Below are 22,692 nucleotides of genomic sequence, written 5' to 3' on the forward strand. Positions count from 1 at the left end.
GTTTGCATCACATCATAAAAAACAAAATTACCCGGACTAATTCTGTTTATCCCTTTAAAATCATCTAATACACTACAGGATGGTGTATCGCCAAAGCAAGTGATTATTTGAGGGTAGTATTTCATCAGCTCGTTCTTTAACTCAATTAATTGATTTAATGAGCTACTGCCTATTTTTACAATTTCTTCTTCACCATTGGCAGAATAAGTGTGGCCGGCATGACTATAAAGGCCTTTTAAGTTTAGTTTGGTCGTTGAGGTTATCAGCTCAGCAAGTTGTTTTATTAATTCCTGATCATTTACCGGTACTCCAGATCGGTTGCCACCGGAATTTATTTCAATATAAATGGAAACAGAATGGTGAAGTTCCTGATCTAACCGCTCCACAATAGCCTGATTGTCTACCAGCAGCGTTAATTCAATTTTTTGTGCAAGATCGTTTATAGCTTCAATCTCCAGGATATTACAGGGAAATGCAATGGTAATGTCCTGCCAACCGTTTTCAGCAAAATACATGGCCATGCCTACAGAACTCACTGTTATTTTACTGACACCAGAAGCACGAAACCATTCTCCTATAGCTTTGGATTGATGTGTTTTAAAATGAGGCTGAAGCTCCAGGCCGTGGCTTTGAGCTTTATTAACCATCCGGGCAATGTTTGCTTTGCAAACACCCTCATTGAGAATAAGTGTGGGTTTAGTTATTTTCATAAACAACCTCACCTCCTATCACAGTTTTTATCACTTTTGTATTGAGGATTTCAGCTTCCGGTATTGTCATGATATCCTCATCAAAAACCGTGAAGTCTGCCAGTTTTCCAACTTCAATAGAGCCCAAGGCTTCTTCTTGAAATGCACCATATGCCGCATTAATTGTATAGGATTTTAATGCTTGCTCTCTCGTCATTTTTTGTCTAGGCTCATAACCGTTCTCGGGAGTTCCTTCCAATGTTTTACGGGAAACACTTGCATAAAAAGATGCTAAAGGATCGATTGGTTCCACTGGTACATCTGTCCCGTTCACGATAGTTGCTCCGGTCTCAATTAATGATTGCCAAACATAAGCGCCATCTACAATCCGCTTCTCTCCTAACCTGTCAATCGCCCAAGGCCTGTCTGATGACATATGTATAGCTTGCATGGCAGGAATGACTCCTAACTCACCGAACCTTGGTATATCATCTGGGTGTAGGTGCTGCGCATGTTCAATTCTAAATCTGTGATCTGTAATATTCGGATACTCTGTAAATGCACTTTCATATCTGTCTAAAATCTCCTGATTGGCTCTATCACCAATGGCATGTGAGCATACTTGAAATCCATTAGCCAAACCTTTTCTAGATGTCTCTAAGACAAAATCCATCGGTAATGTTGGCATTCCAAAATGGCCTGAACGATCTGTATACTCTTCCAATAGCCAGGCACCTCGCGAACCTAGCGCGCCATCACAATTTAATTTGATAGATCTAATTGTAAGTAGATAATCCACCGTGTCAATTTCAGGTCCTTTTTCATACCATCTATTTAGTAAAGACTGGTCGAATCCTGTAAGCATTGCATACATTCTAACTCCAAGCTTGCCTTGTTCTTTTGCCTGATGATACAAATCAATGGTTGTTGTGTCTATCCCAGCATCGTGAAAGCTGGTTATACCATTTCGCCAGCAAGCTTCAGTGGCTAACTGCAACGCCTTTCCCATTCTTTCGGGACTATTTTTTGGAATATGCTTTGTAATTAAGGTCATAGCACGTTCGTTGAAAATGCCTGTAGGGTTGCCCAGTTCATCACGAATAATCTCACCTCCGTCAACCTCAGTTTCGTTTAGTGATTCTTTACTCATTTGTAACACTCCAGCAATTTCCATAGCTTTTGTATTAGCTATACCGGCATGTCCACTTGCATGTCTTAAATACACCGGGTTGTTTGGTGATACCTCACTAAGCTTATTATGCGTCTGAAAACCCTTCACCATCATCTCATTTTCCGTATTCCATTTACTTTGGTGCCAACCTCTCCCTAAAATCCACTCGCCAGGTTCTGCATTAGCAACAGCTTCAGCCACTATTTTAACCAACTCGTCATAAGACTTTACAGGTAAGAGATCAAGATCCAATTCATTAAAACCTAGACCCATCATATGCCCGTGACCTTCAATAAAGCCGGGAGTCATGGTGGCACCATTTAAATCAATTGATTGTGTTGAATCTCCTTTTAGTTTATTGACTTCTTCCAAAGCACCTGTGGAAATAATTCGACCATTTTTAATAGCAACAGCCTCCACCATACTGTTGGAAGAGTCCGCTGTGTAGATTTTACCATTAGAATAGATAGCATCTGCATATTGTATTTCTTCTGTAGTAGTGCAACTATAGAAACCAATGATTAGCAGAGAAAGTAAAAGGGTGCGTCTTAGATTCATAAATATATTCTTAGTTTTAACTTAAAGTTGTTCGTTATATCAAAATCAACAAAAACCGTCATTCTGAACTTCCTGCCCGACTGGTCAGGCGAGGGATTCAGAATCTTTTGTTCAGGAGCAGTTCTAATTTTGAGATTCTGAAATGAATTCAGAATGACACGTACGATTTTGATATAACATGTTATGTTATCAATTCAGAAAATTACTAATTAGTTGAAGAATATTCACGCTATGAAAAAACTGATTGCCGTTTTATTATTCTCTTCATTGTTTGCACTAAACAAACCAGCACAAGCTCAGGAAGTTGGAATATCATTTTCATACTTTCTTCCGAAGAATGGCTACTTTTCTACACCCATAAGTCCATTTTCACTGCGCGGATTGGGCATTCAGTTTGGTGATTTTATAGTGGTTCAAAGTGGTTTTTCACTTTACAGGATGTCGGGCATGAATGTAACGGATCTGGGTGATTTACAAACTAAAGACCCAATTGTTGGGCCTAACTTTACAATGCTAATACCTGCTGAACTGGTTTTGCAATATGTAACACAAAACCAGGAGTTTAAAGTCAAAGGCGGTGGTTTTGGTTTTGGCACATTTGATAATAATATTATGACAGGCAATCTGGATAAGGCCATTCGTACTTTTGAAGGTTGGGATGTAGCTAATTCGGATGTGGACTTTGATAGCAGCCTTGGTTTTGGAGTGATGTTTGGCGCTGAGTATGTAGTGTACGTAACCAGCCAATGGGGCTTAAGCTTTGAAGTGAACTACTATATTGGCGGTGCTGACTTCCCTATTAAAGGCAGCTATACCGGAGGCAATATGGCCGGACCATTAGTGACCAGAGAAGTAGATTATAAAGATGCTACGCTGGATTTTACAGGATTGGAGATTTCGTTAGGGGTGATTATAACGCAGTGATTCTCCATATAAGCGCTAATTTTGGATGTAGGCTATTATTCTTTGGTTACCGATACTGTTTGAATAGCTATCAAACAATTTTTCCTCTTTAATAGAAACTTTTTCATATATTGCACGTGTTAATCCTTAATAATAAACACGTGTATGAATACCAAATTAACACTGACCCTTGAAAAGGAAATCATTGAAGCGGCCAAAAAATATGCTTCTAAAAAAGGACGAAGTTTATCAGAAATGGTAGAAAACTATTTCAAGTTTCTCATAGATGCAAAAGAAATAGAGAATACAGAAGATATTTCACCCAGGATTAAAAAACTACAAGGTATTTTAAAGGTTGATGCAGATTTTGATTATAAAAAAACGTTAGAAGCCGAAATAAATAAAAAGCATGGGGTTTAAAATATTCATTGATACAGATGTTATCATAGATTTTTTGATTGACAGACAACCTCATGCGGAAGCATCTTCCAAGATTTTAAACTTAAGTGATAAGGGTATAATTCAACTTTACACATCTGCACTGTGCATTAATAATATACATTACGTAATAAAGAAAGTAGTGGGAGAAAAAAAAGCTCGAAGTATTATACACGAATTGTTAGCATTGATTTCTGTTATTGAGGTAGATGAGACTGACTTAAAAAATGCACTTGACAGTAGTTTCTCTGATTTTGAAGATGCCATACAATACTCAACAGCACAGAAAATTAAAGGGCTAAAAGCAATTTTAACCCGTAATACCAAAGACTATAAAAAATCTAAAATTGCCATTTTCACTCCTGAGACTTTGATAAAAACTATTGAAATTGATTTATAAAGATGCTACTTTGGATTTCATTAGGGGTGATTATAACACAGTGATATTTCTCTATAATAAATGATTATGCACGATGAAAAAATATCTAGCTAATTGGTTTTAAATTCTGTCATTAGTTGTAGTTATGAAAGGATATTACAAGGTACTTATAAGATCAGAATATGAAAATCAACAAATAGTTGAGAAGATAGAGAAAGCAATTGATTTTAATTATCATAAAAAAATCGGAACGATAGAAATTGCTGAAAGATACTATGGAGATAAAATCAATAATAAAAAATTTAAAGTTTGGCGTAAACCAAATATAAGGCAAGGATATTTTGATATTAAATACACCGATCCATTTTTTATTGAGATTAAGGAAAAAGAATTAACTCTTCAAATAAGCAGAGACTGGACTTTTAGAATAATATCATATCTATTGATTTCATCACTGAGTCTTATAATAACTATTGAATTTACTGACTGGCCAATTTCGTTTACTGTAATAGGATTAGTTATAGCTTTTCTCATTCATCACTTTTTGAGTAACCTAACAGATCAATCAATAAAGGAAGACATTGAGAACATTGTGAAATGAGTTAGAAATGAAGATATTGTAATTGGATACAAATCTTTCACCAATATCACAAATCACTACTCTTCAGCTTCGCATGAATCGCGTAAACAAAAAGAGCAATGTAAACTATCACCACTGCCACTGCATCCCAAGCCACATAATCCTGAATTTCCTGGAACCAGTAACGTGGGAATGGCACTTCGATTAGGCTGCTTAACACTTGCATTGGAAAATAATTATCCAACGCATCCAAACTACTAGGTAAAATACCCATTATGGTAAACTCAATCGGGCGGTAGAGCATAAGTATGAAAATGGTTAAAGCAGAGCGCTTTAGAATGACTGTAAGCAGGAATGCAAACAGCAAGTAGCCAATCAAATCTAGAAAATAGGCGAATACAAAACTGCTGGTTTCTAAACTTTCACTAATGCTTACATCTGGTGTGTAAATCCAGCCGGTTACATAGGTAGTTACAAAAACCAGTATGGCAGAAACTACAGATAATAATAAGATGGTCGCCACTTTAGAAATTAAAAAGTCGGTTCTGGAAAGTCCATCAATAATATTCTGCCTTACTGTTTTGTATGAAAATTCATTAGATACCGATATGATCACCACAATGGCTAAAAATATTTTTAAGAAAGTATATACATACGTGACATTCTGCCAGATATCAGGAAAATGAAGAATGGGAATCTTCATCGGATCGAAATTTTCGAACTCCGCTCCTTTTACCTTTAACCATTTTAAAAACTCTGTAACCGATACAGGTACACTCACAATAAGCAGTGCATATAACCCGATAAGCACATTAAACGCCCTGTAGTTGGTAAGTTTTATTAAATCTATTTTTATTAGTTTGATGATATTCATAAAAGTGTAGTTAGGCTTATGCGTTATCTGATTCCGCTAATAGTTCAAGGAATTGTTTTTCAAGGCTCTTTTTCATGGTGATAAGATGAGACACCATAATTCCCTTATCGAATAAATATTTATTGAGGTCTGCGGCTTGCTTATCGCCCATCAGTAAAGCCATGTATTTGCCCATATCTTCCGAAACCCTAGATACAAAATCACAAGCTTCCAACTCCTTAAATAAATCAGGGTTATCAGACGCAACCTCCACATTTACTTCGCCTTTGTCAATATCATCTACCAACCCTGAATAAAGTAAGTTTCCTTTCTTTAACACCGCAAAGTTGGTACACACCTTCTGTACTTCATCCAACAAGTGACTGGCAAGTATAATGGTCTTGCCATCTTTCGCAATACTTTTAATCAGTTCACGTATTTCTGCAATTCCTTGTGGGTCAAGGCCATTCGTAGGCTCATCTAAAATCATTACCTCAGGGTCGCATACCAAGGCCGAGGCAATAGATAAACGTTGCTTCATACCTAATGAATAGGTTTTGAATTTATCGTGCTTACGCTCAAATAGCTCAACTTTTTTAAGGGCAGGTTCAATGTTCTCTTTAGGCGCGCCCTTAATCTCAGCAACAATTTCCAAATTCTTCACTGCCGATAAATACGGATAGAAAATAGGTGTTTCTAATATAGCACCTATCTTCTTGCGCATTTCCTTTGTTGCAGGCTTACCGAACCATTTGAAATCTCCACTGGTTTTACGAATGACATCCAACAGCATTCCTAGTGTAGTGGTTTTACCGCTACCGTTAGGGCCCAATATGCCAAATACTTCTCCTTTTTTGATTTCCAATGAGAGGTCGTTAACAGCCACGAGTCGGCCATACCTTTTAGTAAGATTATTGATCGTCAGAACTGACTCCATAAATGGTTAGTTAAAATTTTGAACTTTAGAAATAAGTGTTGCCAATTTACTGATAGCTACCGAGCCTTTGATATCTAAAATGGAAAGACTCTCTTCATCCTGCATTAATAGCACAATACCGGTAGTTACACCATCATCTTCCTGAATGTAGGCATTTACGTTCATACCTTCGTGGCGCATAGTCATCAGGTCTTCAAAATCTTCATCGTAATAACTCGCTACCAACTCTTTGTAATCATCCTTACCCACATTTTCAGCGGCCTTATCTACTCTGATGAATTTCATTTTATCAATATCCTTAATCAGCTCTTCAAACTCAGGGTTATCATCCTGATTGAGCATTTTGAGTGTATTGCTGTAAAAAAATAAAACAAAGGCATCTTCATGATCTTCATGAAACTCCTTTGTGGTTTTGCTTTGTGATAAGCAAAAGACGGGTAGTGCCAAAAGCAATATTGTGAGTGTCTTTATCATAGACAATTATTAATTGAGAAGTTAAATATATAAAAGATATGTCATCCTGACGAAGGAAGGATCTTACTTAAACTGCGATCAGTCACTTAGTAAGATCCCTCATGCCTTCGGGATGACACTCATTCAATTATTAATCCTTACTTACTCCACTCTTTATGATGATCTGCTAAATAAGCCAGGTCTTTCATTTCCAGAATACCATCCAGGTTGATCAATACAAATTCATCATCATCCTTATTTGTTAAAATCAGCATATTGTTAATCTGACTTTTGTTGGTTTTAGCAAGGAAATAAACTCTTTCTCTGCCATCTCTAACAGTCATCATTTCTTCATAGCCTTCTTTTTTGATATCATCTCTCAGGTTGTCGATTTCCTTTACACTGATGCCTATTTTGTCCATAGGTAGTGCCAGAACGTTCATTGAGTTTATTCCTTTTGCAATTCTTGAAACTGTCTGCGCATCCTCCTCTTCAGAGAACCCAGCGATGTTGGAGATCAAACCAAAGATGTTTCCATTGAGTGTTACCACTGAAGCATCACGATCATCTTTGTACTTGTTGTGAAATGCTTCTACCGATTTGCTTTGGCTAAATGCACTCCCACAGATGACCAATGCTGCTACTATTAGACTTAACTTTTTCATGTTGTTATTTATTTTGAGTTGTTAATTATTATTTAGTTTCCTTTATCCAGTTTGTTGAGATTATCGAGGCCATCGATATCCATGGCTTTGGATATTTTAGCCATTTGCTTCAGATCAATTTCACCGAAGATTGTTAATATAAAAAACTCCCTATCGCCACCCATAACCATCACCAATTCACTGATCTTCTTGTCCTTCTCTTTGATCATGAACTTCATGTCTTTGTCCTCTTCCCTGATAGACATCAGCTCATCAAACTCTCCTTTTGGCAATAAGGCCAACGCTTCTTTGTACATTAACTTGCCATTTACCTCTTCTTTGGCCAAAATTTTCAGTCCTTTCAGCTTACTAATGGCATCTAATATTTCCTGATCTTCTTTCGATTCCATTTCGAGATCAGTAAACAAACTGAACATTCTGCTCGTGATGGTCACATTTGTAAATGTCTCATCGTCAGCGTACTTTTCAAAAAACCGTGATATAGCATCTTGTCCGTTTGCTGCAAAAGCTGCCAGAACTATCAATACTGTTAATACCTTCTTCATGTCTTTATTCTTTATAGATTATTTTCTTTTACTCTTTCTTGTGCTTCGTTAAATGTTGAAAGCTTCTTAGCTTGCTTTCTGCCTTTATTGAAGTTTTTACTTATTAATTGAAGTGCCTTTTTTGTTTCTTCGAATGCCTTTTCAGGATCTTCAAAAGTATCTGTTAAATAAGGCTGCTCCTTTTCTTTAATCTCCTGCTGGATAAAATACCCGGCAACTACAACCACTAGTATTACAGCGGCCACTTTAGAAATATTGGTGAACATACTTAACACTCTGCCCTTTTTAGGCGCTGATGATACACCTTGTTCAATTTCTGCCAGCACCTGTTCATCAAACAAACCATCTAATGAAGCCGATTCCTTTTCATTTGTATAATATTGAAATAATGGGGCTATATCTTTAAACTTTGCATCGTACTCACCACTTGAGAAGTAGCTTTTCAGTTCTTTCTCCTCTTCCAGGGTGGTTTCGCACTCCCAGTATTTCGCTATTAATTCTTCAATTCTTTTAGAGTCCATACGCATTCGCATTTAATAAATTCTCACGGACTGATTTTCTTGCTCTGAACAGGTTTACTTTCACCTGATTCATATCTATTTCTAGGATGTCGCATATCTCCTGATAGGAATACCCTTCCACATCTCGAAGCTGTATTACCTGCTTCTGTTTGTCTGGTAGAGATGAAATAAATGTTCCTATTTTAATCATTGTATCACTTAACTCTGCTGATTTATAGGGAGTTACATTGTCTCCCATACTAATCTCATGAGTTGGTTCCAGACTATCGGTTAGCTTACGTTTTTTGGATTTTAACTTGTCTAATGAAAGGTTTCTGGTCACACGCATGCACCAGGCTTCCATATTTTCCAGTTCATCCATTTCACTACGCTTGTTCCATACTTTAATGAAAACTTCCTGAACGATATCCCGCGCTTCATCGGCATCACCTACTAACTTAAGAGCAAATCGAAATAGCTTATCCTTAGTGGGTAATACTCTTGTTTTAAAAGCTTCCAAACTCATATTCATAGGCAAGACGACCGTGATGGCAGTATGTTACAAGGTAGTGAAAAAATAATTTGATTTTTTTTTAAAACATGATTTCATACTATCAAATACTGTCATGCCGACATTAGGAGTCCGATAGCTATCGGACTTACTAAGTGGGTTTACGGTACTTTTAACAATTGATGTACTAACTTGAGAAGACCTTCCTTCGTTAGGATGACTTTATTGTATAGAGTAATTTGATTTTTTAGTGATGTGACTAAAACAAATCAAAAGTTGACTCTCTGTATCTCACAGGAAAAATCTAAAATTATGTGTCATGCCGACAAAAGGAGGCATCTTACTAAGTGGGGTTCTCGATACTTTTTTCAATTGTAGTTCGAACTTAGGAAGATCCTTCCTTCGTCAGGATGACTTTATCGTATAGAGTAATTTGATTTTTAGTACGGTGATTAATAATCAATTAAAAATAAGGTCTCTGTAACTCAGTGGAAAAATCTAAAATTATGTGTCATGCCGACAAAAGGAGTCCGATAGCTATCGGAATTACTAAGTGGGTTTACGGTACTTTTAACAATTGATGTACTAACTTGAGAAGACCTTCCTTGTCGAACGAAGGAGCTTGAAGATCAACCTTACTAAGCTTTTGAAGCTTAGTAAGGTTAGTTGGAAAGACAGCCCAAAAATTTTATCTGTTTTTACTCATTGAGGGAAATAACTCCTTCGTCAACATTGACCTTAAGTAAAAGAGTAATTTGAGTATTATCTAGCCCACCTTAACCACAGAATCATCCATAATCACAAATACATCATCTCCTTTTTTAGGTTTGATAGTGTAAGCCCCTGTAAATTCGCCAAAGGCAGGCATGAGTCCCTGTTTTTCGCCAAAATGAAAGCAAGGTAAACGCAAACTTTGTCGGGCAGCACCTTGAAGTTTTACTGCCGGGTGAATATGGCCGGCTAGATTATAGCCTTCAAACTGACTCTCTAAAGGTTCGTGAGACAATAATAATGGGGCCAATTGCAATTGATCTTTATGCACTTGTATATTCAATTTCTCATACTGGTACGGACTCATAATGTCATGATTACCCTGAACCAAGTCAAATTGTATTTCTGGGAAAGCTTTGAGTACCTGTCCGAAAACTTCCCACTCTGCATTATAATGACTATGAAAAAGATCTCCTAAAAAAATGACTCGCTCAGGCTTTTGCTGCTGAAGAAGGTCTATCAACAATTCAATATTGCGATCATTCGCCTTTTGAGGTACAGGAATTCCAGACCTTCTGAAGTGATTGACTTTACCTAAATGCAGATCTGAGATTAAAAGAATGCGATGATCAGGTATGAAAATCGCCTTTTCTTTTAAGAGATTGAGTAATACACCACTAAGCACAAATTCCTGCATGGTGTGAAATTATTAGAGAAGATCTAATGAGGCAAATGAAAAGACATCCTAAGATGTCAATCTAGGATTACACCGTGCATATTTAAAAAATAGGCTTCGTTGAATTGTGGGTCAATTGATTCGTAAAACTCACTAGCAACTTTGAATTTGTTCCTTAATGTTTCATGACTTTTAATTGCTTCCCAAAACCCCGGCTTACTCACAAACAGGTTTTCCGCAAAAGTGGAAAAGTCCTCCAACTTATTCATAACACTGTATTTATAGATATACCCTTTATCAAATAGGTCTGAATCTAAATTCTGCTGATAGCTTTTAATTTCCCCATACTTCAAAGAGTTATTTGCTGTCCATGCCTTATCATCAAAACCTTTATTTTCAAACATGAATAAACGATGCGAAAACTCATGATGGATCAAACGTTCGAGTATCTCCGTGTCTATTGAACCATCATCCTTATATCTTACAGCAAAGAAAAATCCGTGCCTACCAAGGTAAATACCCATCGCAATTCGTTTTTTATCAAATTCTTCATACACATACATTTTTTCAAAGTGTTCATTGATAACTTCAATTGGATATTTTCTGAGTGCTGTGCTCATAGTTGCTAAAATAGCTTGATGATGCTTCGATGGGGCTTCTATCACATCAAACTTGGGCGAAGTTCTGTGTTTATGTTCTTTAAAATCAGCCTCATCTATATGTAAGTAAACTACCGAATTACTTGAAGAATCTTGCCAGCTTATTGTTTGAGCCTGAATATCAACACAAAAAACTATAAGTAGGTAAGCAATAAGATATTTTATCATAAGATTCTGATTAGTTTACAACATCAAAAGCCAGCAAGAATATTGGTTCTGAAAAATAGACAAAAAAGAACCATAAGCACTTTAAATTAACAAATAACTCAGATTGTCTTTCAACTTACATAACCGCAAGATGCAATAGGAGTATACTATTGTATGAAACGATTAGCCTTACTCCTCATTATAAGTAGTTCCATTTTTATTATTTCATTCACTCATTTCGAAGAAACCAAACCTGTTAAAAGTGAATCCATTGCCGTAGTTGAGCTATTTACTTCACAGGGCTGCTCCAGCTGTCCGGCTGCAGATGCAGTACTGAGTAAAATTGCCGGTAATGATAACGTATTTGCCCTCTCCTATCATGTGAGCTATTGGAATTACTTGGGCTGGAAAGACCCATACAGTAGTGAAGAGTTTACTAAGAGGCAGCGGAAATATGGCAGCCATTTTAAATTAAATGCCATTTACACGCCTCAAATGATAGTGAATGGAAAGTATGAGTTTGTTGGCTCTTATGAATCCAAATTGAATAATGCACTTAATAAAATTGACCTTGATCCAATTTCTATCTCAATTTCTGATTTAAAAGTGCACAGTGGTAAGCTCACCTTTTCTTATTCTCTGGACAAACAGCCAACTAACCTTCTTCTCAATGCAGCCATTGTTGAACGCCATGTAGAGAATTATGTGCCTAGAGGTGAGAATCATGGCAAAACATTAAAACATGATAATGTGGTAAGAAGCCTGAAAGCAATTAATGCTGATGATAGTGGCTCATTATCCATCGAATTATCAGAATTTACTTCTAAAGAAAAATTACTGATTCTTTATTTACAGGATGAAAAAAGTTTGGAAGTAAAGGGAGCGGTAAAAACTAAAATCTAGTCATTTTTGGTTCGAAGGTTAATTTTTTTTAAAACGCGTTTATCTGTAAAATGCTTCCAAGTAATCCAGAATATATCTACGGGCGACTATCAACATAAGCCGCCCGGGAAACTAGACTACTTATTCTAATTGTTCGTTTCTCTTCTCCTGTGATTGCATAACCATAGAAGTTAAAACCGCAAAAGACAGTGTTAACACAATAACAGCTAATGAAATCTCAATAGGAATTTTGTAAAAATCTGAAATACACATTTTGACACCTACAAAAACCAGTATGACTGATAGACCATATTTCAGATGGTAAAAATATTTTTCAATACCGGCCAAAGCAAAATAAAGTGATCGCAATCCTAAAATAGCAAACACATTAGAGGTGTAAACGATGAAGGAGTCACTGGTTATTGCAAGAATTGCTGGAATTGAATCAACAGCAAAAATGAGATCTGTAAACTCTACTACCAGCACAACAAGAAACAAAGGTGTCGCCCACAATCCATCACTCTTTTTTACAAAAAACTTATCATTGACAAAGTCAGGTGTTACTTTAAAAAATTTACGTGCTAATCTAACAAGTGGATTTCTATCAGGTTGCAACTTTTCCTCTCCGGCAGTAACTATTCGCACACCAGTGACGATCAAAAAAGCTCCAAATACATAAATCAACCAGTGAAATCTTTGGATGAGCTCAACTCCCGCTAAGATGAATATGACCCTCATTATGAGTGCTCCCAATATTCCCCAAAACAAGACCTTGTGTTGATACTTACTGGGTACATTGAAGTAAGAGAAAATTAAAACCATTACAAAAATGTTATCTACACTGAGAGATTTTTCAATAACATATCCGGTAAGAAATTCAAAGGCCTTATCCTCACCAAAATAGTAATAGATAAAGACATTAAACGTCAAGGCCAAGGCAACCCAAACACCAGTCCAGGTAAGTGCTTCCGTTAACGAGACTTCGTGGGATTTTTTATGAAAAACCCCCAAATCAATAAATAACATCAGGATTATGAATGCGTTAAAGGCTATCCACAAGGTTGATAATTCCATAGTATGAATAAGAGGTTAATAGTTATCTGCTGTATTCTTCTCGCTTCGTTCCAATTATGATTTTAGTTTTGCCTATTCAATTGATAACTGGGAATAAGCTTATTTTTTCTCAGCCAGTGCTTTAATTCTTCTTGTTCGGCTGTAGTAAGCCATCGCCTTGATTTGCGAAATTCCTTGCGGTACAATTTGCTATCGAAACATACCTTAGACAAAATGATTTTACAGTATTCGAGCATTGATGTTTTCTTCTTCATGGTTAAATGATTTTTGTAGTGACCAGCGTTTTTTCTGTTTAGAATAGAGTATTGTTAGAGACCTCCTAACATTAGGAAGTCATCATTCAGAAAAATGGCCCATAATTATGAACCAGCATTAACCTCTAAAGCAAGAGTGACCTATTTCGAATAAAAAGATCTGTTTTAACAAAATGATTGGACCTACGCATTTTAGGAACTGATGCGCTATAAGAATTCCAATTCTTAACAACATAAACCAGCGATTGGGTGCGCTGTTTCTGCCTTTCATTGCAAAGAAGTGAAGACTCTTTCACTTCTTTTGGAACTGATTCCTCTGTGAGTGGCACTAAGCCATTTCCTGCACTTTCGTGATATAGCCCAACTCCACCGAAAAGGAGTAAGGTTATAATTAGAAATTTTTTGGTGATACCGCTCATAAAAGTATTACTATCATTCAATGTAGCTATACGATTAAAACGATTTTATTGCATTTTAGTTTTATCAACTACAAAAAAAATTAATCAGACTCAAAATCCAAAAAAAATTAAGGATATGGATTGAATTATCAATTACATATTGGCTCTGGAAGTAGCCTATCCAATCACTCAAATCAGATTTTATAATATTAACTGTATTGCTCAATCACCTGCTTTAGTTGGGCTGGTTGAACCACACCGGACTGCTGCCATTTGATCTTGCCATTTTTAAATAATATCAACGTAGGCACTCCCCTCACATTATATTTCTGTGCAGCGGCTTGATTCTTGTCAACATCCACCTTTACAATTCTAGCTTTGTCACCAATCTCGCTTTTAAGCTGATCCAACATTGGCGCCATCATTTTGCATGGGCCACACCAGGTGGCAAAAAAATCGACCAACACGGGTTGGTCGCCATTGATTAGTTCACTGAATTTAGACATATAGTATTCTGATTAATTAATATCAGTAGTAACAAAACAATATAGGCTGGTGGTTCCTTTCCTATATTTACGGATCAATAATTTTTATGTCAGACATAGATCAGGGAATTAAGCGACTTATTGAGCTTCTGAAAATAGAGAAAGAAGAAGACCTCCATCAATACAAACTGAAAATGAGCGATACTTCGATTGCTGAACGAAGGAAACAAGGCGTATGTTGGTTTCCACTCATAATAGAGAATACTCGATTTAATGCAGGAGAACGTTTAGTCATTAGCGTAAGGCGACCAGAAAAATATCAAGAGCCTCATCTGTTTTCATCAGGCAAACTAGTAAGCTTTTTTAGCGCTGAAGGTGAGAATAAAGAAAGCGTGAATGGTGTAGTGAATAACGTGTCTAAGGATCAGATGCTGATCACCTTAAATAGTGATGATGAACCCTATTGGATGAAAAATGGGCAATTGGGCGTACAACTTCTCTTTGATGAAAGCTCCTACAAGGAGATGAACAAAGCATTAAAGAAATTGATCAAAATAGAAGATGATCATACTCTTAGACTCAAGAATATTTTATTGGGCAATGAAACCCCTCAATTTAAAGAGGCCAAACCTTATCAATCACAAGGTTTGAATGAAAGTCAGAATAGAGCATTAAACAACGTTTTAAACGCAGAGTCAGTAAGCGTTATTCATGGCCCTCCAGGCACCGGCAAAACTACTACCCTCATTGAATCGATTGTTGAAACGCTAAAGACTGAAAATCAGGTACTAGTGTGTGCACCAAGTAACAATGCCGTTGATCTATTAGTTGAAAAATTAACTGAACATCGGGTGAATGCATTGCGTATTGGCCACCCAGCCCGTGTAACAGAAGAAATGTTAAGTTTAACATTAGATGCAAAAATTGCCAACCACAAAGACTTCAAAGATTACAAGGCCTTGCGCAAGAAGGCCGATGAGTATTTTGGTATGGCCAAAAAATACAAACGCTCTTTTGGGTATGCAGAGCGCGAGCAGCGGAAACTGATGTATGACGAAGCGCATCAGTATAAAGATGCTGCAGAACAGCTCAATTTCTATATTACTAACGATATTATTTCAAAGGCTCAGGTGATTGCCGGTACGCTGGTAGCTGCCAATAACTATGCAGTAAAAGGCATAAAATTTAAGACAGTATTTATTGATGAAGCTGCACAAGCGTTAGAGCCGGCTACCTGGATTCCTATTCTTAAAGCAGAGCGTGTTATCTTCGCTGGTGATCATCATCAACTGCCGCCAACCATTAAATCGATGAAGGCGGCCAAAGGTGGCTTGGATGTTAGCCTGTTTGAGAAAGCCATGAAAAAGGATGAAGCTCAAACCTTACTTCAGGAACAATACCGAATGAATGAAGTAATTATGGGCTTTTCGAATAACTATTTTTACGATGGCCAATTAAAAGCGCATCATTCAGTAGCAAACCATACTATTTTTCCTGAAGATGATCCACTAGAGTTCATAGATACAGCTGGCACCGGATTTTATGAATCTATCGATCCTGAAACCAAAAGCTCATTTAATGAAGAAGAGGCAGGAATCTTACAAGCCCATTTAGAAAACTATTTAAATCAGCTTATTAATATTGGAGATACAAAGGAATTGAGTGTTGGCATTATTGCTCCTTACAGTGCTCAAATTGGTTATTTAAAAGAAATAATTCAAGTTCCAAAAGGCTTCGAAGGTAAATTATCAATCAATACCATTGACGGTTTTCAGGGGCAGGAACGTGATATTATTTATATAAGCATGGTGCGATCTAATGAAAAAGGAGAAATAGGTTTTCTAGCCAATGAGCGTAGAATGAACGTAGCCATGACGCGAGCAAAAAAGAAATTAGTAGTAGTAGGCGATAGTGCCACTTTGAGTCAGAACAAATTTTACAATGCCTTTATTGAGTATGCCCAAAATAATGGCGTATATAAAAGTGCCTATGAATTCATGCATTAATTCTACTATCTTCTAAAAAAAATTACATCGACAACAATTTATTTAAATCTTGCTTCTACCTGAATGTTCAGCTCATTATATTGCACCTCCAATTAATCAAATAAACTCATGGTTGGTAGACTTATAGTTGCACTACTTTTTATTGCTGCCTCAATACAGGCACAGGAAAAATCAATTTTATATAAAGTGTCGGGTAATGGTTTGGAGAAGCCCTCTTACCTGATGGGAATAATTAATTTCTTGCCGGCAGATCAATTTTCTGTGCCTCCTGCAGTGGATAAAGCCATGGAGGAATGTGAGATTTATGCTGCCAAGTTTGAGCAAAACAGAAAGACTCAAAAGAAATTTAATGATGCAGTAAAAATTCCTAATAATGGCTGGATCAATGATTATCTTACAGATGATGAATTAAACCAGTTAAGACTATTACTCTTATTGGATATGGAAGTAAAAGAACATGCTTACCATGATTTTTACAGCCGATTGCAGCCTATAATTTTAGTTCCTACTACCACTGCTCTTAAGTTAGGGGATAATATCGTTTACACGGAACATAAATTACATGAAGTGGCTAAAAAGCATAAGTTAAAAACTGAGAGCTTAGGTACCATCCAAGAAGAAATAAACGCTTTTGAAAAATTCCCGATTGAAGATCAGGTAGAAGCATTAAAGCATACTGTCAATAATTTCGATCAGCATATTCAGGATTATGAAGCAATGGTTGCAGATTATCTAAAAAACCAAGATCTGGTAAAAGTAAAAAACGAAACATTTAAGGCCACTAATGAAAGCCAGCTATTTAAAAAAGTGTACTACGACTCGCGTGCCTTAAGCTGGCTTCCGAAAATTGAAGAAATGATGAAAGATAAACCAACATTCATCGCATTAGGAGCTCCTTACCTTGTTGGTGATGTAAGTCTATTAAATTTATTGGAAACAAAAGGCTATGTCGTTTCTCCTGTTAAGGTGAGCTTCTAGTTAAAACCCCATTCCGACTGAATCCTGAGCTTTTGGATTCGCTTTTGAACTTCTGGATCATCCAGTAGTTGACTTTTATTTCCTTTGGAAGTGAAGTGATAGCCATCACAAAATTGACAAAGATACACATTAACCGGGCCAGCGCCTTCGGAATATGTATTCCTTCCTAAATGCTCAATTAATGCCTCTTCTGCACTTTCCTTATTGTGATAATAGTTTTTCCCTGTCGAACAATACCCTTTCATCTCATTTAAACTGATGATATAATGACTCTTCAATTCTCAAGGGTCGCTTAGTAAATGAATTAAGTGCACACCATATTGTTCTTGCCTGAATAACTACCTCGCCTTTGGCATTCTTTAACACCACATTTCTCGGCATTTTCGGGCCGGATGCCTCTTCCACCCATGTTTCACCCACCAGTTGATCATTTTCAAAGGCCTGTTTTTTGTAATCAATCTCATGGCGCAACACCACCCACAACACATCTTTTTGTAAATCCTGAGAAGCGAATGACTTCCAATGAGCTTCGGCCACTTCCTGCACGTAGCGTAAATACACTACATTATTTACATGACCCATTTGGTCGATATCATCAGCTTTTACGGTAATTGTATGTGAGAATGGCATTGGTCAAAGATAAGTTTTTGTAGCACAAATATTTTGATCTAATTTGAGACCTAAATATCTGTCCATGCAATTAGAATTACTCGATTACCTGATTATTGCTGTTTTCATTGCCATTACGTTGTACATTGGCTTAAAATATAAAAGCCAGGCCGGTAAAGATATTAGTGAGTTCTTTTTAGGTGGCAGAAATTTACCCTGGTACATTGCTGGTATATCTATGGTGGCTACCACTTTTGCTGCCGACACACCATTGGCTGTAACCGAATTAGTAGCACAAAATGGTATTGCAGGGAACTGGCTATGGTGGAACATGCTGGCCGGTGGCATGCTCACCACTTTTTTCTTTGCACGCTACTGGCGCAGAGCTAATGTGCTGACAGACTTAGAACTCATTGAAATCAGGTATAGCGGAAATCCTGCAAAATTCTTGCGAGGGTTCAGGGCCATTTATTTTGGGCTGTTTATGAACGTACTGATAATTGGTTGGGTAAATGTGGCACTCATGTCCTTATTGGAAGTGTTTTTTGATATTCCGGCAAGTGAGCAGATTTACTATGTGGCTGCAGCAATGGTTGTAGTGGCTTTGTACTCGGCTATGTCTGGTTTGTTGGGAGTTGCATTTACGGATGTCATTCAGTTTGTTATTGCTATGATTGGTAGCATTGTACTGGCCATTATCGTTTTAAATTCAGATGAAATTGGTGGTATACAAAATTTAAAATCCAACCTGCCAGAAGGTACACTTTCGTTCTTCCCTACCATAGGTTCAGAAAATTCTGGGACAATGTTAGTACTCGGTTTTAGCAGTTTTTTTGCCTTTATTGGAATTCAATGGTGGGCAAGTTGGTACCCGGGTGCAGAGCCCGGTGGTGGTGGATACATTGCCCAACGAATGATGAGCACCAAGTCGGAGAAAGATGCCATCTACTCTACTCTATTCTTTCAAATAGCACATTACTGTATCCGCCCCTGGCCATGGATAATTGTAGCCCTTTGTGCAGTTGTTCTCTACCCAGACTTAAGTCCGGAAGATAGTAAGCTGGGGTATGTGATGGCCATGAAGGATTACCTTCCCACAGGGCTTAAGGGTTTACTTTTGGTTGCTTTTTTTGCAGCTTATATGAGTACAATCTCTACCCAGTTGAATTGGGGAACCAGCTATTTGATCAATGATTTCTACAATCGTTTTTTAAATAAGACAGCTGACGACCGCCAGCAAATCAAGGCCTCCAGAATTGTGACTGTACTTATTATGATCGTTGCCATTTTTGTAACCACTCAAATTAAAACCATATCTGGTGTATGGGCATTTATCATTGAGTGCGGTGCAGGTTTAGGTTTGGTAATGATCTTACGCTGGTATTGGTGGCGTATTAATGCATGGAGCGAAATTGTGGCTACCATTGCACCATTTATAGGCTATGCGCTTACAAAATATATTTTTGTATTGCATGATCCAACCTGGGGAATGGGAATAGGTGAAAACCCAAAAGGCTTTTTCTTTACAGTTGGATTTACTACTATTTCATGGATTGTAGCCACATATATGTCCAAAACAGACGGTGAGGTACTAAAAGAGTTTTACGATAGAATACAACCTGAGGGTGATTGGAGACATTTTCGTAAAGACTGGAAAATTCAGCGTTTAGCAATTTTAGCGGTTTGCTGGCTAAGTGCTATTATAATGGCGTACTGTATTTTGTTTTCTACGGGAAGTCTAATTCTGCAAGACTATATTTACGCAGCTATGTATTTGTGTACTGCAATCTTATCCTTTATTCTTATGAGAGTTTGTGCGAGAAAAGTGGAGATTTTTAAGTGATCTAGTTACTGGTTGGTGGTTGGTGGTTGGTTGTTAGTTAGTTGGTGGTTGTTGATTGTTGGTTGTTGGTTTGCCCTTATCTACTCTTTACCAATTGGAAAAACCATTTTCACGTCAGTGCCCACACCTACTTCGCTATTAATCTCAATTTTACCGTTAAGACTTTCTACAGCTACTTTAGTAATGTAAAGTCCCAGGCCATTGCCATGAGAATGTATATTACCGCGATAAAACATCTCGAAAATTTTCTCTAATTGATCTTCCTCTATTCCGACCCCGTTGTCACTTATATGTACTTGCACGAAGCTTGCCACACTATTTATAGTTATTTCCACCTTTTTATCAATTTTATTCGGATCGCTATATTGTATGCCATTACTGATGAGGTTTTCGAAAATAATTCCGAGCAAATCAGGATCTGAAACGTAGGTTCCATCAATTGACACATTTATTATAACCTTGATGCCCTTTTCACTAATAAGCCTTTCTTTAGGATTTACCACTTTGTTAATAATCCTGTTAAAGTCAATTTCCTGATTGGCTAAATCACTTTTACGCACAACATTCACGTGAAGTAGGTTATTAAGTGTGGAGTTCATTTCATCAGCCGTTTTACTCACCCGATCAATAATATCTTTGTAATTTCTTTCGCCATCCCTGCTTCCAAGGTAGGCAAGACCCTGAAGTGTCATAATCGGGCCTTTTAAATCATGAGAGGCACGATATAAAAACTCAGAAAGTTCTGCATTAGACCTGTTCAGTTTTTCGGTTCTGCTTAATACCGTTTTTTCGAGGTTACTATTGATAGTTTTGATCTCTTCATAGGCTTCATTCAATTCTTCAGACTGAGCTTGAATTTCCTCATTCCGTTCAAGCACCACATTATTTAGTGTCTTTAGCTTCTTATTAGCTTTGTATGATTGTATTATGGAATAGATTAAAACAATTACAAATAAGGTAGTGACTATTAAAAATGCCAGTAGCATTCTTTGCTGAGAAGACTGTTTATTCAGTTGCTCATCCTTTCTCAACTGATCTTCCCGCAATAGAATATTTTCCCTTTCCTTCTTTTCACTCTCATAAAGTGTTTGTAATTCAACAACCTGCCTATTTTTATAAAGATTAAACAAACTGTCTTTTATAATTTCGTGCCGTTCCAAGTATTCGAGCGCTATTTTAAATTGTCCGGTATTTCTATAATAATTGGATAATGCTTTCAATGCATTTTTTTTCACTTCCAGCAGGCCTGCATCTTCTGCTATTAACAATGCATTATTTAGATAATTAGGCGCCTGATCATACTTTTTTTGCTCCAAATACAATCTGCCCAGCTGAATTAGTGTATTTGCTTCTCCATCCTGGTTACCTAGCTCTTTAAATAATTCCAAGGCAATCAGTAATTCTGACTGGGCCTCTGAAAACCTCTTCAAAAGAAAATAAACGTCACCAATATTTGAAGTAGTAATAGAAACCCCTCTTTTATTGCCAAGATCCTGAAACAGCCCCCTTGCTTCTAAAAACCTCTCAAGTGCCAACTTCTCATTGCCATCGAGCATAAAAATCTCACCCATATTATTGTTGCATACAGCAACGCTTCTTTTGTTGTCAGCTTCTTTGGCACTATTAAGCGCTATTTGAGTGTATTTTATGGCATTATCTACATCATTCAAGTTTTTATAGGTGTCACCAATATTCTGATTGAATATGATAAACAGATCATCATAGCCACCTTCTTCCACTGCTTTCAACCCATTAAAAAATAATTGAAGTGCAACATAATACTCACCCTGATCAGTATGTACAACCGCCATGTTATTGTTTAAACTGGCTATATCCCTCTTGCTGTCCAGAAGTGTTGCAATTTCAAGGCTCTTTTCATAATTCATCAGTGCTTCTTGAATTTCACCTTTAATCCAATACCCAACGCCTAACATTTTAAAACTCTCCATAACACCCTTTTGGTAGTTGAATTGATCTGCCAACAACATGGCTCTAGTTGCATAATCGAGTGTTTTAACTGCGTTTACATTATAATAGGCAGCGGCCAGGCCATTTAAAGCTTTTACTTTATTTGTATCTTCTTTGAGTGTAGGTATAAGCTGTTCAAGGCTATCTATAACGTTGGTTTGAGAAAAGCCAGAGACGGCAAGAAGTACAAAAAGTATCGTCTTGATGATTTTCATGCTACAATTAAACAATCAATATAATCAATAATTCCAGATTGATCTTTATAAGCTTGAGTACTATTTGTTAAATTAATGGTTGATAAGCAACACATAATACAATGTCGCAAAATAAAACCACCGCAACCGATCAGTCAGTAACTCAGTTTCTAGAGAGTGTTGAAAATGAAACCAGGCGAAAAGACAGCTTTGAGGTTTTAGAGATTATCAAAGAAATTACACAGATGGAACCTAAAATGTGGGGAGGCAGTATGATTGGTTTCGGAGAGTATCACTACAAATATGAAAGCGGCCGGGAAGGTGATTTCTTTCGTGCTGGTTTCTCACCACGCAAGCAGGCACTTACCATTTACCTAATGGCTGGTTTCAAAGAATATGATGAGCTTCTTCAAAAATTGGGCAAACATAAAATTGGAAAAAGCTGTCTCTATATTAAGTCCCTTGATCAGGTTGACATGGAAGTACTCGAAAAGATGATTAGGTTGTCATTCGAAAAAATGGAAGAGAAGTATCCAAAAACCGCTTAATTCACCTAATCTGGGGGATTAATCTTAAAGTTAATGTTAATATGTTCGTTAAAAGGAAGTCCGTTTCAAAAGACAACC

Annotated in this window: 26 protein-coding genes; 9 read left to right on the top strand and 17 right to left on the bottom strand. The window is 37.0% G+C overall.

Annotation, left to right across the window (positions count from 1 at the left end; all coding sequences use genetic code 11):
- On the bottom strand, positions 1-710 hold a 710-nt coding region (locus RLO81_RS18040; RefSeq protein ID WP_350115001.1), incomplete at its 3' end, for an alanine racemase.
- A complete protein-coding gene (locus tag RLO81_RS18045; protein ID WP_350115004.1) occupies positions 697-2,418 on the bottom strand; it encodes an amidohydrolase in 1,722 nt (573 codons plus the stop codon). The genes RLO81_RS18040 and RLO81_RS18045, both read right to left, overlap by 14 nt.
- 231 nt (positions 2,419-2,649) lie before the next feature.
- Here RLO81_RS18045 and RLO81_RS18050 point away from each other — a divergent pair, with 231 nt between their 5' ends.
- From RLO81_RS18050 to RLO81_RS18065, 4 genes are all read left to right on the top strand, one after another.
- Positions 2,650-3,342 (top strand): hypothetical protein, encoded by a 693-nt coding sequence (locus RLO81_RS18050; RefSeq protein WP_350115007.1) that lies wholly within the window; start codon positions 2,650-2,652, stop codon positions 3,340-3,342.
- 144 nt (positions 3,343-3,486) lie between these two features.
- On the top strand, positions 3,487-3,741 hold the full coding sequence (locus tag RLO81_RS18055) for a DUF6364 family protein (protein ID WP_350115010.1): 255 nt from the start codon (positions 3,487-3,489) through the stop codon (positions 3,739-3,741).
- Complete coding sequence (locus RLO81_RS18060; RefSeq protein ID WP_350115013.1) at positions 3,731-4,159, top strand: type II toxin-antitoxin system VapC family toxin; 429 nt, start codon at positions 3,731-3,733, stop codon at positions 4,157-4,159. Before RLO81_RS18055 ends, RLO81_RS18060 begins: the two co-directional genes overlap by 11 nt.
- 124 nt (positions 4,160-4,283) lie before the next feature.
- A complete protein-coding gene (locus RLO81_RS18065) occupies positions 4,284-4,739 on the top strand; it encodes a hypothetical protein (RefSeq protein WP_350115016.1) in 456 nt (151 codons plus the stop codon).
- Positions 4,740-4,785: 46 nt separating this feature from the next.
- On the opposite strand, the gene RLO81_RS18070 is transcribed toward RLO81_RS18065, so the two are convergent.
- From RLO81_RS18070 to RLO81_RS18110, 9 genes are all read right to left on the bottom strand, one after another.
- Entirely contained in the window at positions 4,786-5,592 is an 807-nt protein-coding gene (locus RLO81_RS18070) for a DUF2705 family protein (protein ID WP_350115019.1), read from the bottom strand.
- Between the two features lie 16 nt (positions 5,593-5,608).
- Positions 5,609-6,508 carry an ABC transporter ATP-binding protein gene (locus RLO81_RS18075; protein ID WP_350115022.1) on the bottom strand — a complete coding sequence of 300 codons (900 nt, stop codon included), beginning with the start codon at positions 6,506-6,508 and terminating at the stop codon, positions 5,609-5,611.
- 6 nt (positions 6,509-6,514) lie between these two features.
- Complete coding sequence (locus RLO81_RS18080) at positions 6,515-6,982, bottom strand: DUF4252 domain-containing protein (protein WP_350115025.1); 468 nt, start codon at positions 6,980-6,982, stop codon at positions 6,515-6,517.
- A gap of 137 nt (positions 6,983-7,119) precedes the next feature.
- Entirely contained in the window at positions 7,120-7,626 is a 507-nt protein-coding gene (locus tag RLO81_RS18085; RefSeq protein WP_350115028.1) for a DUF4252 domain-containing protein, read from the bottom strand.
- Between the two features lie 32 nt (positions 7,627-7,658).
- Positions 7,659-8,171: a DUF4252 domain-containing protein gene (locus tag RLO81_RS18090; RefSeq protein ID WP_350115031.1), complete on the bottom strand. Its 513-nt coding sequence runs from the start codon at positions 8,169-8,171 to the stop codon at positions 7,659-7,661.
- 11 nt (positions 8,172-8,182) lie between these two features.
- Positions 8,183-8,692 (bottom strand): PG0215 family putative anti-sigma factor, encoded by a 510-nt coding sequence (locus RLO81_RS18095; RefSeq protein WP_350115034.1) that lies wholly within the window; start codon positions 8,690-8,692, stop codon positions 8,183-8,185.
- On the bottom strand, positions 8,682-9,197 hold the full coding sequence (locus tag RLO81_RS18100) for a GFO_1088 family ECF-type sigma factor (RefSeq protein ID WP_350115037.1): 516 nt from the start codon (positions 9,195-9,197) through the stop codon (positions 8,682-8,684). Before RLO81_RS18100 ends, RLO81_RS18095 begins: the two co-directional genes overlap by 11 nt.
- 751 nt (positions 9,198-9,948) lie before the next feature.
- A complete protein-coding gene (pdeM, locus tag RLO81_RS18105; protein ID WP_350115040.1) occupies positions 9,949-10,590 on the bottom strand; it encodes a ligase-associated DNA damage response endonuclease PdeM in 642 nt (213 codons plus the stop codon).
- A 56-nt stretch (positions 10,591-10,646) separates the two neighbouring features.
- On the bottom strand, positions 10,647-11,396 hold the full coding sequence (locus RLO81_RS18110; protein ID WP_350115043.1) for a putative zinc-binding metallopeptidase: 750 nt from the start codon (positions 11,394-11,396) through the stop codon (positions 10,647-10,649).
- A gap of 153 nt (positions 11,397-11,549) precedes the next feature.
- Between RLO81_RS18110 and RLO81_RS18115 the strand changes: the two genes are divergently transcribed.
- Positions 11,550-12,278, top strand: coding sequence for a DUF1223 domain-containing protein (locus RLO81_RS18115; protein ID WP_350115046.1), 729 nt, complete (start codon positions 11,550-11,552; stop codon positions 12,276-12,278).
- Between the two features lie 120 nt (positions 12,279-12,398).
- On the opposite strand, the gene RLO81_RS18120 is transcribed toward RLO81_RS18115, so the two are convergent.
- The 3 genes from RLO81_RS18120 to trxA all read right to left on the bottom strand — a co-directional run bounded on the left by RLO81_RS18120 (position 12,399) and on the right by trxA (position 14,489).
- On the bottom strand, positions 12,399-13,331 hold the full coding sequence (locus RLO81_RS18120) for a TerC family protein (protein WP_350115049.1): 933 nt from the start codon (positions 13,329-13,331) through the stop codon (positions 12,399-12,401).
- A 379-nt stretch (positions 13,332-13,710) separates the two neighbouring features.
- Positions 13,711-14,004 (bottom strand): hypothetical protein, encoded by a 294-nt coding sequence (locus tag RLO81_RS18125; protein ID WP_350115052.1) that lies wholly within the window; start codon positions 14,002-14,004, stop codon positions 13,711-13,713.
- Positions 14,005-14,192: 188 nt separating this feature from the next.
- Positions 14,193-14,489, bottom strand: coding sequence for a thioredoxin (trxA, locus tag RLO81_RS18130; RefSeq protein WP_350115055.1), 297 nt, complete (start codon positions 14,487-14,489; stop codon positions 14,193-14,195).
- A gap of 86 nt (positions 14,490-14,575) precedes the next feature.
- Here trxA and RLO81_RS18135 point away from each other — a divergent pair, with 86 nt between their 5' ends.
- Both RLO81_RS18135 and RLO81_RS18140 read left to right on the top strand, forming a co-directional pair.
- Positions 14,576-16,474, top strand: coding sequence for an AAA domain-containing protein (locus RLO81_RS18135; RefSeq protein ID WP_350115058.1), 1,899 nt, complete (start codon positions 14,576-14,578; stop codon positions 16,472-16,474).
- A gap of 108 nt (positions 16,475-16,582) precedes the next feature.
- The gene (locus RLO81_RS18140; RefSeq protein WP_350115060.1) at positions 16,583-17,452 is read left to right on the top strand and encodes a TraB/GumN family protein; all 870 of its coding nucleotides are present in this window, start codon (positions 16,583-16,585) and stop codon (positions 17,450-17,452) included.
- Here RLO81_RS18140 and RLO81_RS18145 read toward each other — a convergent pair.
- Both RLO81_RS18145 and RLO81_RS18150 read right to left on the bottom strand, forming a co-directional pair.
- Positions 17,449-17,697 (bottom strand): hypothetical protein, encoded by a 249-nt coding sequence (locus RLO81_RS18145; protein WP_350115063.1) that lies wholly within the window; start codon positions 17,695-17,697, stop codon positions 17,449-17,451. The two genes, RLO81_RS18140 and RLO81_RS18145, sit on opposite strands and share 4 nt — an antisense overlap.
- Before the next feature lies 1 nt (position 17,698).
- Positions 17,699-18,082 (bottom strand): acyl-CoA thioesterase, encoded by a 384-nt coding sequence (locus RLO81_RS18150; protein WP_350115066.1) that lies wholly within the window; start codon positions 18,080-18,082, stop codon positions 17,699-17,701.
- Positions 18,083-18,146: 64 nt separating this feature from the next.
- Here RLO81_RS18150 and RLO81_RS18155 point away from each other — a divergent pair, with 64 nt between their 5' ends.
- Entirely contained in the window at positions 18,147-19,904 is a 1,758-nt protein-coding gene (locus RLO81_RS18155) for a sodium:solute symporter family protein (protein WP_350115069.1), read from the top strand.
- 80 nt (positions 19,905-19,984) lie between these two features.
- Here the strand turns inward: RLO81_RS18155 and RLO81_RS18160 are convergent, their stop codons facing one another.
- Positions 19,985-22,087 (bottom strand): tetratricopeptide repeat-containing sensor histidine kinase, encoded by a 2,103-nt coding sequence (locus RLO81_RS18160; RefSeq protein WP_350115071.1) that lies wholly within the window; start codon positions 22,085-22,087, stop codon positions 19,985-19,987.
- Between the two features lie 101 nt (positions 22,088-22,188).
- On the opposite strand from RLO81_RS18160, the gene RLO81_RS18165 reads away from it, so the two are divergent.
- Positions 22,189-22,614, top strand: a complete 426-nt coding sequence (locus tag RLO81_RS18165) for a DUF1801 domain-containing protein (protein ID WP_350115074.1) — start codon at positions 22,189-22,191, stop codon at positions 22,612-22,614.
- Positions 22,615-22,692: the final 78 nt, after the last annotated feature.

The organism is Fulvivirga sp., assembly GCF_040220315.1.
Classification (GTDB): domain Bacteria; phylum Bacteroidota; class Bacteroidia; order Cytophagales; family Cyclobacteriaceae; genus Fulvivirga.